At 41.1% G+C, this 13,346-nt stretch carries 17 protein-coding genes and 1 tRNA gene; 12 read left to right on the top strand and 6 right to left on the bottom strand.

Annotation, left to right across the window (positions count from 1 at the left end; translation table 11 throughout):
• Positions 1-17: 17 nt before the first annotated feature.
• The 4 genes from HYW21_05055 to HYW21_05070 form a co-directional block, all read right to left on the bottom strand.
• On the bottom strand, positions 18-872 hold the full coding sequence (locus HYW21_05055; protein MBI2548691.1) for an FTR1 family protein: 855 nt from the start codon (positions 870-872) through the stop codon (positions 18-20).
• Positions 873-1,065: 193 nt separating this feature from the next.
• Entirely contained in the window at positions 1,066-1,497 is a 432-nt protein-coding gene (locus HYW21_05060; protein ID MBI2548692.1) for an Lrp/AsnC family transcriptional regulator, read from the bottom strand.
• 58 nt (positions 1,498-1,555) lie between these two features.
• Positions 1,556-2,359 (bottom strand): DUF814 domain-containing protein, encoded by an 804-nt coding sequence (locus HYW21_05065; GenBank protein ID MBI2548693.1) that lies wholly within the window; start codon positions 2,357-2,359, stop codon positions 1,556-1,558.
• Positions 2,353-2,862 carry a hypothetical protein gene (locus HYW21_05070; protein ID MBI2548694.1) on the bottom strand — a complete coding sequence of 170 codons (510 nt, stop codon included), beginning with the start codon at positions 2,860-2,862 and terminating at the stop codon, positions 2,353-2,355. Before HYW21_05070 ends, HYW21_05065 begins: the two co-directional genes overlap by 7 nt.
• A 100-nt stretch (positions 2,863-2,962) precedes the next feature.
• On the opposite strand from HYW21_05070, the gene HYW21_05075 reads away from it, so the two are divergent.
• Genes HYW21_05075 through HYW21_05085 form a run of 3 tightly spaced genes read left to right on the top strand, consistent with a single transcriptional unit; the run spans position 2,963 to position 5,217 of the window.
• A complete protein-coding gene (locus HYW21_05075; GenBank protein MBI2548695.1) occupies positions 2,963-3,886 on the top strand; it encodes a DUF475 domain-containing protein in 924 nt (307 codons plus the stop codon).
• Positions 3,887-3,912: 26 nt separating this feature from the next.
• Positions 3,913-4,590: an HIT domain-containing protein gene (locus HYW21_05080; protein ID MBI2548696.1), complete on the top strand. Its 678-nt coding sequence runs from the start codon at positions 3,913-3,915 to the stop codon at positions 4,588-4,590.
• An 18-nt stretch (positions 4,591-4,608) separates the two neighbouring features.
• Positions 4,609-5,217, top strand: coding sequence for an HIT family protein (locus HYW21_05085; protein MBI2548697.1), 609 nt, complete (start codon positions 4,609-4,611; stop codon positions 5,215-5,217).
• 285 nt (positions 5,218-5,502) lie between these two features.
• On the opposite strand, the gene HYW21_05090 is transcribed toward HYW21_05085, so the two are convergent.
• A tRNA-Ile gene (locus tag HYW21_05090) sits at positions 5,503-5,608 on the bottom strand.
• Between the two features lie 155 nt (positions 5,609-5,763).
• On the opposite strand from HYW21_05090, the gene HYW21_05095 reads away from it, so the two are divergent.
• The 7 genes from HYW21_05095 to HYW21_05125 all read left to right on the top strand — a co-directional run bounded on the left by HYW21_05095 (position 5,764) and on the right by HYW21_05125 (position 10,276).
• Positions 5,764-6,123 (top strand): hypothetical protein, encoded by a 360-nt coding sequence (locus tag HYW21_05095; protein ID MBI2548698.1) that lies wholly within the window; start codon positions 5,764-5,766, stop codon positions 6,121-6,123.
• A 72-nt stretch (positions 6,124-6,195) separates the two neighbouring features.
• Complete coding sequence (gene psmA / locus HYW21_05100; protein MBI2548699.1) at positions 6,196-6,930, top strand: archaeal proteasome endopeptidase complex subunit alpha; 735 nt, start codon at positions 6,196-6,198, stop codon at positions 6,928-6,930.
• Positions 6,927-7,643, top strand: a complete 717-nt coding sequence (locus HYW21_05105) for a ribosome assembly factor SBDS (protein ID MBI2548700.1) — start codon at positions 6,927-6,929, stop codon at positions 7,641-7,643. The genes psmA and HYW21_05105 overlap by 4 nt, the downstream gene beginning before the upstream one ends.
• A gap of 76 nt (positions 7,644-7,719) precedes the next feature.
• Complete coding sequence (locus HYW21_05110) at positions 7,720-8,445, top strand: RNA-binding protein (GenBank protein ID MBI2548701.1); 726 nt, start codon at positions 7,720-7,722, stop codon at positions 8,443-8,445.
• A gap of 58 nt (positions 8,446-8,503) precedes the next feature.
• Entirely contained in the window at positions 8,504-9,211 is a 708-nt protein-coding gene (locus HYW21_05115) for an exosome complex exonuclease Rrp41 (protein MBI2548702.1), read from the top strand.
• Between the two features lie 2 nt (positions 9,212-9,213).
• Entirely contained in the window at positions 9,214-10,017 is an 804-nt protein-coding gene (locus HYW21_05120; protein MBI2548703.1) for an exosome complex protein Rrp42, read from the top strand.
• A 46-nt stretch (positions 10,018-10,063) separates the two neighbouring features.
• Positions 10,064-10,276, top strand: a complete 213-nt coding sequence (locus HYW21_05125) for a DNA-directed RNA polymerase subunit K (protein ID MBI2548704.1) — start codon at positions 10,064-10,066, stop codon at positions 10,274-10,276.
• 441 nt (positions 10,277-10,717) lie between these two features.
• On the opposite strand, the gene HYW21_05130 is transcribed toward HYW21_05125, so the two are convergent.
• The gene (locus HYW21_05130) at positions 10,718-12,196 is read right to left on the bottom strand and encodes a hypothetical protein (protein ID MBI2548705.1); all 1,479 of its coding nucleotides are present in this window, start codon (positions 12,194-12,196) and stop codon (positions 10,718-10,720) included.
• A 117-nt stretch (positions 12,197-12,313) separates the two neighbouring features.
• Between HYW21_05130 and HYW21_05135 the strand changes: the two genes are divergently transcribed.
• Together HYW21_05135 and rsmI are read left to right on the top strand one after the other, a co-directional pair.
• Positions 12,314-12,601: a DUF357 domain-containing protein gene (locus HYW21_05135; GenBank protein MBI2548706.1), complete on the top strand. Its 288-nt coding sequence runs from the start codon at positions 12,314-12,316 to the stop codon at positions 12,599-12,601.
• A 6-nt stretch (positions 12,602-12,607) separates the two neighbouring features.
• Complete coding sequence (gene rsmI / locus HYW21_05140) at positions 12,608-13,276, top strand: 16S rRNA (cytidine(1402)-2'-O)-methyltransferase (protein MBI2548707.1); 669 nt, start codon at positions 12,608-12,610, stop codon at positions 13,274-13,276.
• The last annotated feature ends 70 nt before the right edge of the window (positions 13,277-13,346 follow it).

Genomic DNA, 13,346 nt, shown 5'->3' on the forward strand with positions numbered 1-13,346 from the left:
TATATACCTTTGTGCACTCAAGCTTCGGCTTTCTGAGGGAATTGTTGCTGTTCAATTCTCAGGTATAAGAAGAAAATAAGGACAAGATAGGTAGCATAGGAAAGCACCTCTAATAGGCTTGGGTTTCCGTTATAGCCGAACAAGCCCTTGAAGAAACTGCCGATAGCACCTTTTTCATGGAGGAGCGGATACTGGCCTTCTCCCACTACTTGAGGATTAATGTCCCATACTGGTGTTATGATTCCTGACAAAACACCTGCTTCTTCGAACTCATGAACACCATGAGCAACTAATCCTGCAGCAAAGAGGATCAGAAGAACACTACTTATGGTAAAAAGCTTCTTGAGATTGATCTTTGTAGTGCTCATGAAGAAAAGGTAACCCACAAGGACGGCAATGCCTATACCTAAAAGTCCTCCAATAAAGCTAATACCTGAGGCATAATTGATAGCATTCAGGAAGATAACGGTTTCAACCCCTTCTCTGATAACTGCAATAGCAATGAGCAGGAAGATACCGACATGAGAGAATAAAGGCGTTGGATGGGCAATATGCTTCGTAACCTTTGCCTCAATCTGCTGCGCAACATGACGTTGCTTCATCATCCATAAGATCATGGTCGTCAGAAGAAAAGCTCCGATAAGCATGGTGATACCTTCAAAGAGCTCTTCAGTTCTTCCCTCAAATCCTCCGGCAATAACCATAAAAAAATATGCTGAAAGAAGACTGATAAGAATTCCAAAAATAATCCCATAATACACGCTCTTTTTGAATTGTTGGTTGTTTGTCCGGTTCAAATACGCCATGACAATACCCACCACAAGGCTTGCTTCGAGTGTTTCCCTCGACGTAATTAAAAAAGACTCTATCATTTTTTGCCTTTTATCGTACAATATTACTTCTTATCCAAAGTTAACAATTGTGAATTTGAAGGTATTTTTAAACCTTTCCCCTAGAGGTACGAATCTCGTGTTTATTCTTACGAAAAACGTACTCGCTGACAAGAAATCCAAGCAAACAATGCATAATTATCAGTCACTTATCTCGTTATGATTACAATATACCTTACAATGTTCCTTTCAGAGTCTCTTTGATGATTGCAGGACAGATACGGGTGACACCATCAAGCCGCTTAATCTGCTCACAGATATCACACAGTTGATCTGTATTTTTTGTCATTATTTTGAGCATGAACATATGATCTCCAGTGGAGGATGCAACAGAAGCAATTTCTTTAACGTTTTTGAGTTGATGCGCAATTGCCAGAAAGCGTTCAGACTGTACATCAACACCAACAAAGGCTATGTTCTGATAGCCCAGCTTTTCATGATCGATTTGGAGAGAGTATCCTTTGATGATCCCTTTATTTTCGAGCAGTTCAACCCGTTTTCTAATCGTAGATTCAGAAACCTGTAACCGTTTTGCAATCTGCAAGATTGGCGTTCGTGCGTTCTCAGACAATGCATCGATGATCCCAAGACTAATATTATCAAGCATAGGAGAGGAGAAGACACTATTTTATATAAAGTTATTGATAACTTAAGGCTCGTTTAGTTTATGTTTTTACGATCTGGCATCCACCAGGAGGGATCACTTTAACAATATCATCCAGATTTCCATCAATCTTTTTTTTGATAAGTTTAGCAGCATCACTTGCCTTTTCCCTTCCAGGCACAAGGGTTATGATCTTCTTGCACTGTTTTTGGACAGCACTAACTGGACCTCCGATGATCTGGCTGTTCTGATCAAGTCCAATGGCAATTTTCACACTACCATGAAGGTAGGTTGTCTTTCCATAGATCATAAAGGCACCCTTTCCCATGTATTCTCCTGCTTTGGTTTGCTTGGAGACCTGATCTGGTGCAACATAAAACACATTGAGGCTTGCCAATCCCTGACGCCATGCCCGTGAGTAAGTGGCAGTAGCATCTGCAACCTCTTGAAGCGTTATTTCTGTTGGCTTTTCGTCCTTTACTTTAATCACAAAAAAGGGGCTTCCTGCCATATCTGTATGAAAGACAATATCATTTTTTTCCGTGTGTTTTTTAATGACAATCTCGTTGGTGGTTGCATCCCGCCCTCCGATACAAAGGAATCCTTCTGAGCTGTAAAACCATCGAAATTTTTCATACCATTCCTGTTTCTTCAGCACATTTCCTTGCTTTTGTTGTTCAAGTGTTTTTGCAAAGGATTGTGTCTTTACCTCTTTTTCTTCCTGAATCTTCTTTAATTTCTCCTGGGTAATAGCCAGTGCTTTGAGCGCACCCTCTCGCTTTTTCCTTGCTTTCTTTGCTTTTTCAAAATATGCTGCAGCATTTTCTTCTACTGATTTCCTAATATCTAAGGTAATGGTTAACATGGTTCAATGAGTGGCTCTTCCCATTTTTTAGGGGTGCACACCAGAAGTCGGTTAAGGACGTCGCTTTTAATGATGGGAATGATCTCAACTTTTTGAGGAGCTCCTAAATCAGGAGGGATGAGGACTTCTTTTTTCAGTCCATCACCAGGCTCAATGCTTGAATCCTTAATGACCTTACTAAATGGTTCATCATGCTGGCCAAGTATATAGAGCTTGAGCCCATGAATTTTGACAACCCCATCATTTTTGAGAACAAATTGAAGTCGAGTATCAACATCAGTGAAGTAGCAAATCTTAACATCATCAGAGCTTTCTTCAACCGTAAGCTGAACTCCCTCACAGAGATCGCTCGGAATTGCGGTAAAGGGACTTTCAGTGTCATCTGAAGGCATTTTTGGAGCCCAGTTAATAACCGTTGCTCCGAGCACAATGGCAAAGAAGATAAGCAAGATCGTAGCAATTAATGGGCTCACCCCTCTCTTGTAAAAGAAAATTGCAGGCATATTTCTTTGATCAGAGAGTATCTTTATAAAATTTTCTACAGTGGCCCTGAGCGTAAAGTTGCGGAATCTTTTTATAGATCGGTTACTTTATTCTTTTGTCATGGACATTGTCTCCCTAATCCTGGTGGTCATAGGACTTTGTTTATTTGAGACCATTAGTAGTATTGATAATGCTATTATCAATGCAGAAGTTGTTGCAACCATGCAAGAAAAAGCACGGCGATGGTTCTTGTTATGGGGTCTTCTTATAGCAGTGTTTGCTGTTCGTGGACTACTACCCTGGCTGATTATATGGGTAACCACGCCTTCATTAGGCCCTTTGGGAGCATTAACTGCTACCTTCAGCAATGATCCAAGTGTAGCAGCAGCTATAGAACGATCTGCGCCCGTCCTTTTAATTGGGGGTGGTGTTTTTCTTATCTTCCTCTTCTTCCATTGGCTTTTCCTTGAACCAAAGCATTTTGGATTACCTGGAGAAAAGTTTTTTTCCCGTTATAGCCTCTGGTTCTATGCTATTGTCTCTATTCTCTTGATGGTTATTGTCTGGTTTGCTGCTCAGAAAAACGCTTTAATGGCATTTTCTGCAGTTGTCGGGTCAACCGCATTTTTCATTACCCATGGCTTTAAACAGAACGCAGAACAGGCAGAAACAAAACTCATGCAAAAAGGAAGTTTATCAGACGCCAGCAAAATCCTCTACCTTGAAGTAATTGATGCCACATTCTCGATTGATGGGGTTCTGGGAGCTTTTGCCTTCACGCTGTCTGTGCCCCTTATTTTAATCGGTAATGGCCTTGGTGCTGTTGTGGTACGACAGATTACCGTAGGCAATGTCGAACGGGTAAAGAAGTACAAATACCTGAAGAATGGAGCTATGTACTCTATCCTTTTTTTGGGTCTTATCATGCTCTCTGACAGCTTTGGCTTTCATATCCCAGCTTGGCTCACTCCGGTAATCACCTTTATCGTCATTGGATACTTTTTCTGGAAATCAAAGCAGGAAATAAAGACGCAAAAGCTTTAATAGTACCTTACTTTTAAGGAGATAGCATGGAAATGACGCAAGAACAACTCCAACAGATGAGTCCTGAACAGATCAAGGAGTATCAGAAGCAAAATTGTATTTTCTGTCATATCATTGCAGGAAAAGTGAACTCTAAAAAAGTCTATGAGGATGAGATGAGTATTGCTATTATGGATATTAACCCTGCAAATCCCGGTCATGTTCTTATCATTCCTAAAGAGCACTATGTCATCATGCCTCAGGTTCCAGAATATGAGCTACGTCATTTGGCCATGGTGACCAAGGCTATGTCAAATGCATTACTCCGTGCCCTTAAAGCCCAAGGAACCAATGTCTTTATTGCCAATGGTATGGCTGCAGGTCAAAAAGCGCAGCATTTCATGGTTCATCTTGTCCCTCGTAAGGACAATGATGGACTAACAAATTTTACTATTCCTGAAAAAAGGATGAGCCCAGAACAGATTGCTGATGTTCTTAAACGCCTTAAGCCCAAGATCAATGAAGTCTTCGGACTTGAAAAAACTGGAGAAGAGGAGGTTTCCTTACAAGCTCCGGTTGTGGATGCAGAGTTTGAAGAAGAGCCTGAAGAGGAAGCGCGTCAAGAGGAATCATCACCTCAGCAGTCACCAAAACAATCCACCAAGGTTAGCGAAAAGGATGTTGATCTTGACAAGATTAGTAATCTTTTCCTTGGAAGACAATAAAAAACGATCACAACGACCATGGCAAATGACACATGCACCTTCTGTAGTATGGTAGCAGGACATTTTCCTGCTCAAAAAGTTTTTGAGAACGACACGGTCATGGCTGTCCTTGCACCAGCGCCAGCAGCTTATGGACATCTGTTAGTCATGCCCAAACAGCATTTTCCCATCATTGAACAAGTACCCGATTTTGTTATGGGAGAGATGCTTTTAGTTTGTAATAAACTCTCGACTGCTGTTTTCGAGACTCTGGGATCAACAGGTACAAATATTATCGTACAGAATGGTATTGCTGCTGGACAAACTGCTGCCCATTGCATGGCTCATATCCTTCCGAGGCGTGAAAATGACAACCTTAACTTCCAATGGCAGCCACGCCAGCTTTCTGAAGAACAGCTCTCAACTGTTGAATTACAGATCACTGAATTTACCCAAGGCATAGGTCATTTTGACAAGAAAGAGCCAGAAAAAGAGCCTGAAGCAACGAGTTCTCCACCGTCATCTCCACAGCCAACCAGAGGAGAAGAACATGGACACGATCATGGTCATAAGCACGACGAAGAAAGCCTGCACGAAGACGAAGAAGAGGAAAACTATATTCTCAAACAGCTCCAACGCATTCCGTAGCAGATATTAGTAAGAGTGAGATTCGGCTGGATATCTACTCAACCGGTTTTCCTTCTATCTTCATAGTTCCATAGACCAATTGTGCTTTCTTGGGGATCTTGATGGTAACTCTCTGCACTTGGCCTGCCTCAGTAAATAATAACATGCTTTTTTTCATGCTACAAACCCCAAAGAGGGTGGTAAATTCGATAAAGTTTATATGCCTTTCTGAAAAATAACCGGAAATATTTCAGAGAGTAAGTATTATTACTACAAAAATGAAGAAATAGGCCCTCAAAAAAAGGATGGGCCCGCTGAGACATTCACGATAGAAGACAGTTCTTCCATTGCTTTGAACTCAGGACCACTCGATTATCAGTCGAGCGCACCAGCCAGACTATGCTACGGGCCCAAGAAGGAAGGGGGAAACCAAAGCCATTTTATAAAGATTATGCTTTTTCCAAAAACTTTATAAATGATAACCCATTTGCATGTGTACAGAGAGAGAAAAGACGAAAAGGCATATTCTTTTTTCTCGGCCCTTGGAGGGCGTGCCTTGCATTTACCATGAAGATTAAGCCATTATTACCTACGCTACGCGAACGTAAACGGTATTTGGTCTTTCAAATCCATTCTTCATCCCCACTTAAGGATGTAGGAGCGATACAACAGGCACTCATAGAGGCCCTTCTGCGATACCTTGGCGAGAAGCAGCTTGCAAAAGCAGGTGTTTCTTTTTTAGATGACCATTATCATCTAGGGAATCAAGAGGGAATCATTCGCGTGAACCACACGTCGGTTGATGAAGTCAGAGCAGGTTTGTGCTTTGCTCAGCAGATAGGAACGGTTCCTGTTATATTCCACATCAAAGGAGTAAGCGGCATTTTAGCAAAGGCTCAACACAAATATTTAAAAACTCGCTCATAACATTCACCAAGTTTACCAAAAGAAGATAAAAATGATTGAGGATAAAAACGGAGGTCCTTTACTATGCAACCAATGACACATCAGGTAATGGGATATGATCGGGCCATTACCATGTTCAGTCCAGACGGAAGACTCTTACAAGTTGAATACGCCAAGAAAACCGTCAAACAGGGAAGTACGGCAATTGGTCTTACCTGTAGCGATGGTATCGTTCTTGTTACGGATAAACGTATTGTTGATACCTTGGTTGTCCCTGAATCTGTTGAGAAAATTTTTAAGATTGACGATCATATTGCAGCAACTGCCTCGGGTATACTTTCAGATGCCAGAATTCTCGTCGAACGTGCACAAATAAAAGCACAGCAACACCAAGTAACCTTTGACAGTCCTACTGACACCTTGAGTATTGTTAAGGATATCTGTAATGTCAAGCAGTTCTGTACACAAACCGGTGGCTTACGACCTTTTGGTGTTTCGTTAATCATTGCTGGTGTTGATCAAGGAAAGCCGCATCTCTTTGAGACCGATCCTACAGGGATCTTCTTCGAGTACAAAGCAACGGTTATTGGCGAAGGAGAAGTAGAGATAGAAGACATTCTCCATAAGGAATACCGAGAAAACATGACCTTAGATGAAGGAATGAAACTTGCAGTAAAAGCACTGGTAAAGACTCTCGATAATAAATTTGGTGTTGAACGATTGGATTGTGCCTATATCACGGCAAAAGAGGGTATGTTTAAACGACTGAGCAGGCAAGAACTTGATAATGTCTTAAAACAGATGAGAAAGAAGGATCAAATAAAATGAGAGAAGTATTTGACCACGAAAAAGTTTCCCTGAATGTCGCACGACTAAAAAAACAGGGACACATTTTTGAAATTGTTATTGATCCAGACAAAGCAGTTGAGTTTAAGGAAGGCAAAAGTGTTACGCTTCCTGAAGTGCTGAAGGCAGAGAAGGTTTATACAGATGCTCGGAAAGGGTTGCTTGCGTCTGAACATCAGATGCAGGAACTTTTTGAAAGCACTGATCCAATGGTTGTGGCTCAGAAGATTCTTAAAGAAGGGGAGATTCAGTTTACCGTTGAACATAGAGCTAAAGTCCGCGAGGATAAATTAAAACGGATTATTGCCCTCATCAGTAGAAATGGTGTGGATCCTAAAACCCATTTGCCTCATCCACCACAACGGATTGCAAATGCCTTGGAGGAAGCAAAGGTTCATGTGCAGGAATTGAAATCAGTCGAGGAACAAATCCCGGAAATCGTCAAAAAGATTAGGGTAGTACTTCCTATCCGATTTGAAATGAAACAACTTGCACTGAAGATCCCAGCACAATACGCGCCAAAGACCTATGGGTCTATCAAGCAGTTTGGAACTTTACTTAGAGAGGAATGGGAATCAGATGGTTCTTTTGTATGTACGGTTGAAATCCCTGGAGGTATGGAATCAGAGTTCTTTGATAAACTCAACAGCCTTACCCATGGAACCGTTGAAAGTAGACTGTTACAGACACGATAATGACATACGAAAAAAGATGATAACAAAAGATGATAACAAAAGACAGTAAGAAGCTAGTGATGGAGTTGATGTGAGTATGGGAGAATTACTCGTTGAAAATAAACAGGTTGTTGTACCTGGTGAAAAATTAGCAGAGGGAATGGATTATGTTCCTGGCGAGGGTACGTATCGCTTGGGTGAGTCTGTTCTGGCACATAAACTTGGTTTGGTAAGCGTTCTTGGAAGAACCATTAAACTTATTCCGCTTGCTGGCCGTTATTTGCCAAAGCGTGGCGACACTATTATTGGAAGAGTGATTGATGTAACGATTAGTGGATGGAGAGTTGATACCAATTCAGCGTATTCTGCACTTTTGAACATGAAAGATGCGACTTCGAATTTTATTCAACGAGGAACAGATCTTACCAAATTTTATGATGTTGGAGATTACCTTGTTGCAAAGATCGTTGGCGTTACCTCACAAAACTTAGTTGACCTTACGACCAAAGGACCAGGATTACGAAGACTTCAGGGTGGAAGAATTATCATTGTCAACCCATACAAGGTTCCTCGTATTATTGGCAAACAAGGGTCAATGGTAAGCATGTTGAAGGAAGAAACAGGCTGTAGAATTGTGGTTGGGCAGAATGGTGTTGTCTGGGTTGATGGCGAGCCAAGCCAGGAGAATCTTGCGGTTGCAACCATTAAAAAGATTACCCAAGAGAGTCATCTCACTGGACTTACTGACCGAATTAAGGCATTCCTGAGTGAGAAAAAGGGTGGTTTGGTTGGGGGAAGTGGAGAACAAAGCGTTTCTCTGTAATCATCCCAGAGACTAACAATAATGATAACTATGAACAGACGATGAAAAGGTGTTCCTTATGAGCTATGAAGAAAGAACAGATAATAGAGGTTTTGAAGAACTACGACCAATTGAGGCAAAGGCAGGTATTATTAAAAGAGCTGAGGGCTCGGCAATGTTTAAAATAGGAAAAACCGTTGCTTATGCTGCGGTGTATGGTCCTCGGGATCTGTACCCTAAATTCTTGCAGGATCCAGCAAAAGGTGTGCTTCGATGTAACTATAACATGATGCCTTTTTCTGGTGCAGGTGAACGAGTACGTCCTGGACAGAATAGAAGAGCAAGAGAGATCTCACTCGTTACCGAGAAAGCACTTCTGCCCGTCATTAACCTTGAAGAGTTTCCTAATGCAGTGGTTGATGTCTTTATCGAATTTCCCTCAACCGATGCAGGATCGAGATGTGCAGGAATCTGTGCAGCCTCTATTGCATTAGCGGACGCGGGTATTCCTATGAAGGATTTAGTGACAGCAATCAGCGTGGGAAAAGTGGATGATAAGCTTGTGGTTGATTTGGATTACGATGAAGAAGCGTATCAGGATGGAGAGGTTGCTGACGTTCCTGTTGCGATGATTCCTTCAACCGGCGAAATTAGCCTCTTACAGATGGATGGCGTTATCACCAAAGAAGAGCTCAGCAAATGCCTTGGTTTGGTGAAGGATGCCTGCCAGAAAATTACTGAAATTCAGCGAGCAGCATTAAAAGAGAAATTTAGAAATGGTGAGTAACTATGGCACAGAAATTAACTATAGATCAAAAATCACATCTTTTGGCATGCCTTCGTAAAGGCATTCGCTATGATGGAAGATCATTGGAAGAGTACAGACCCGTACAGATAGAGGTTGGCGTTGTCAAAACTGCTGAGGGATCTGCTCGGGTAAAAATAGGAGACACTGAATTACTCGCAGGAGTGAAGTTAGCAATTGAGAAGCCTTATCCAGACATTCCTGATGAAGGAACATTAATGGTGGGTGCAGAATTCTTACCATTATCAAATCCTGATTTTGAAATGGGCCCTCCAAGCACTGAAGCAATTGAGCTTGCTCGTGTTGTCGATCGTGGTATTAGGGAGTCAAAGGCAATTGATACCAAAAAGCTCTGTCTTATTGTCGGCGAGAAGGTATGGATTGTTCAGGTTGATATCTGCATCGTCAATGATAGCGGCAATCTTTTTGATGCCTCAAGTTTAGCGGTTTTAGCAGCGCTGATGAATACCCGTTTCCCAACCAATGAAAACGGAAAGATTGACTATAAAACCCTAACGAATGAGCACCTTCCCCTCTTGAAGTATCCCATTGAAGTAACGGTCTATAAACTTGGCGATCAATTGTTTGTCGATCCGACGATTGAAGAGCAGGGTGCGTATGATGCACGCTTGACGGTTGCTTCTCTGGAAAATGGAAAATTATGTGCACTCCAAAAAGGAGGAGATAATCCTCTTCAACCTGAAGAAATTATTGCAATGGTTGAATTGGCAATGAAGAAAGCAAAAGAACTACGCCCCTTAATCAAGGATCTTGAGGCACGGGCTTGAACAAATGTTGGTGATCTCTATGACAAAAACAGAACAAAACGAACCAATGGAATATACCAAATATGAAATTGCACGAATGCTTGGCAGTAGAGCACTGCAGATCTCACAAGGTGCACCCTTCTTGGTCAAAATCAGCGACAAAGAGCTCGAAGAAATAAAATATAGTCCTTTAGAGATCGCAAAGCGTGAGTTTGCAGCTGGTGTTCTTCCCATAACCGTTAAACGACCATACCCACTCCCAGGTCAGAAGAAACGCTAATTCTTTTTTGTAGTTTTTATAACGTTGCTTACGTGTAAATTATAATAGAAAACCTACATTTTTAATATTATTTGTTAGGTTTTCTAGTATATAATAGAGGAAAAAACATATTAAATACTATTGTCCTCTATTATAAATACTTGACTTATAGAACTCTTAGAAATAAGAAACAAAAGAAAAAGAATAAGCTTTGTTTATTTGCGCTTTTTTCCTTTTCTCTTCTGACCACCGCGGGCCATTTTTGCTCGTGAGACATCTCCTTGTTTATCAACAAAGTAGAGCCATCCAGATTCTTTTTTTACGCCTACTTTTGCAACTTTTTGTGCCATTTTGTTAGTACCTCATTTTTCACCTCGCTGCGCGAGGCATTTTACTTACTTAAAAGCGTGTTTGTTTAAATAGTTTTCGAATTTTATCGTTGAGATTCAATGGTTTGATGAATCATTGAAAATCATTTGCTTTTTTTCTTCCCTTTCTCCACTTACCTGTAGGCTTTAATCCATGAGTGCTCCATTGCCTAACAATAGTATCACGGTGAAAGCCAAGTTCTCGTGCAGTGCGAGAAGCATTACCTTGGTAGGTAGTATAAGCATCTATAATTCTTGTCGTTTCTTCAGGGAGAATTGCTCCACCCTTTCCTCTCAGGATGTAACCAGCATTTTCCCAACAATTCTTTACTGTTCCCCATCTATAACCAGATCTTCGTGCAACTGCTGCAATATTTGGGTTTGCTGGGTCATATAATGCAAGAACTTCCCTAACCTCTAATGGATGCAGCGATGCTCCTTCTTTGCGCTCATCTAAGTGAGCTTCACTCCAGTACTTGTCCACGGTATCCCATGAATGACCTGATCTTCGAGCAGCTTCAGTAACATTTCCTTTACACGGTTCGTACAGAGCAACGATCCTCTTTTTTTCTTTTTCTGGTATTTCATGCGTGGGCATCATGTCTTCAAGACCTGCCCTGCTTCCGTATTTCCGTACGGTTACCCTCGTATGCCCTGTTTCTTGACTAACCAGTTTCAGGCTTCTCTTTCCTGGTTCAAGAGCATGGACAATCTTGTCAATCTCAGCCTGAGTGAGTCCATTTGGTCCACTGTTTACAATTGTAGGGATTGCTTGAGCAAGTTGATCAGCCTTCCAGAGCGCTTTATAGAGTCCGTTATCAAATTGAAAAAGACCTGTGCGTGATAGCCCATCATACGTTTCCCGATAATGTTCATAGAACTCAAGAGGATTTCCATGATAGTATCGTCTGCCGAATGTCACCACCAAAGGATCAAATGAGACTGTTCGAATAGGACGTCGCGGAAGCACTATTTTGCCATCTCTTCCAAACTCGTCTGCCACTAACATTAATCTTTCTCTGATTCCATCTATTCTTTTTTCAAGCTCATCTTGCGTAAGCCTCGTTGGAGAGGTGGATAAATGAGAGCGGTCAATGAAATTACTCAAGAGGCTACGGTACGGTTCTTCAAAATGTGCCTCAACTATTTCATAAACCTGTTCTATACCAAGTGCTCGAGCAGGGGTATCTTCTTCATCAAGGCCCTGTTGATTTCCATAGACGATGTCATAATATCTTTTACGAGAATTTATAAAAGCCTCATCAGTGCGAGAGCTGTCAAATCTATCAGTGTAAGCAAAGGTAACGCTCTCTGCGAGTCCAGCAATATAACTATATTGATCACTAAAAGTGACTATAGGGGATAATGGATCTCTTAACACACCAAGAGCAACTCGAGTAACGAATTCTCTTTTAGCATCAGGAAGTTCAAATGTACTCACCATTGCTAGAACACGATCCTCAAGTCTATATCTTCCTTCGTGACTGCTCTTTTCCAGTACATGAAATGCTTCAATGGATGAAATAGTTAGTGTATAATGATCACTCACTGGTTGCGCATTATCTCTTTTCAAGATACCATCCCATTAATAAAAGCAAGAGTAATCAATACTCTTTAAAATAGTTTTGATAGACAAAACATAAAAGCAAAAACAGTAAACCATAAATAGTGCTGGTCTCTTTTCTGAGCTATGAAGGAAATAACTGAAGTGAAAATCAAAAAATACCTTCGTGTTACCGCAAAAGCTCTAAAGAAAATAAAAATAAGCGCTCCTGAAAAAACACATCTTTACCGTCAAGCAGAGGATGTTTTGGATATGGCAACACGCTATTACCATGACGCTGAACACTTCATGCAGAAGGGTGATTATGTCAATGCCTTTGCAGCCATAAATTATGCTCATGGGTGGCTTGATGCTGGTGCACGACTAGGTTTATTTGATGTAGGGCACGACAGTAAACTCTTTACCGTGGATTAAAACAAAATGCCATTATACCTTGTTTCTACACCGATTGGTAATCTCCAGGATATCACGCTGAGAGCAATGCGTATCCTTCAGGAATGTGACCTTATTCTTGCAGAAGATACACGACGTACAGGAATATTGTTCAAGGCTCTCCATCTTCAACGAAAAGCCCAGTTTGTTGCTTACCATGAACATAGCGAAAAGCAGAAAATACCTTGGATTCTCGAGCAACTTCACCAAGGTAAAGAAATTTGTTTGGTCAGTGATAACGGAACTCCTTGTATCAGTGATCCAGGATTTTTACTGGTTCGTGCCTGCACTGAAGCAGGAATCAAGGTAATTCCTTTGCCTGGCCCAAGTGCTGCTCTTTCTGCGCTTGTTTGCTCTGGTTTTCCAGTGGATGCATTTTTGTTTTTAGGATTTCTGCCAAAAAAAGAAAAGGCAAAGCAGGAGTTATTTAAGCACCTCTCTCCTGAGCATACCGTTGTTTTTTATGAAAGTCCGTATCGACTGAAAAAAACCCTTGCTCTGATTGCAGCAATCATACCTGACCGAAAGCTTTGTGTTGCACGAGAGATGACGAAGAAATTCGAAGAATTTATACGAGGAACTGCAACAGAAGTCTTTACTCAAATGAAAGAAAAAGAAATAAAAGGAGAGATCGTGTTGGTTGTTTCTAAAATATAATAGAGGACAATAGTTTTTAATATATTTTTCCTCGATTATATACTCGAAAACCTAACAAATAATATTAAAC

It is taken from the genome of Candidatus Woesearchaeota archaeon (assembly GCA_016187565.1).
In the GTDB taxonomy this organism is placed as follows: domain Archaea; phylum Nanobdellota; class Nanobdellia; order Woesearchaeales; family JACPJR01; genus JACPJR01.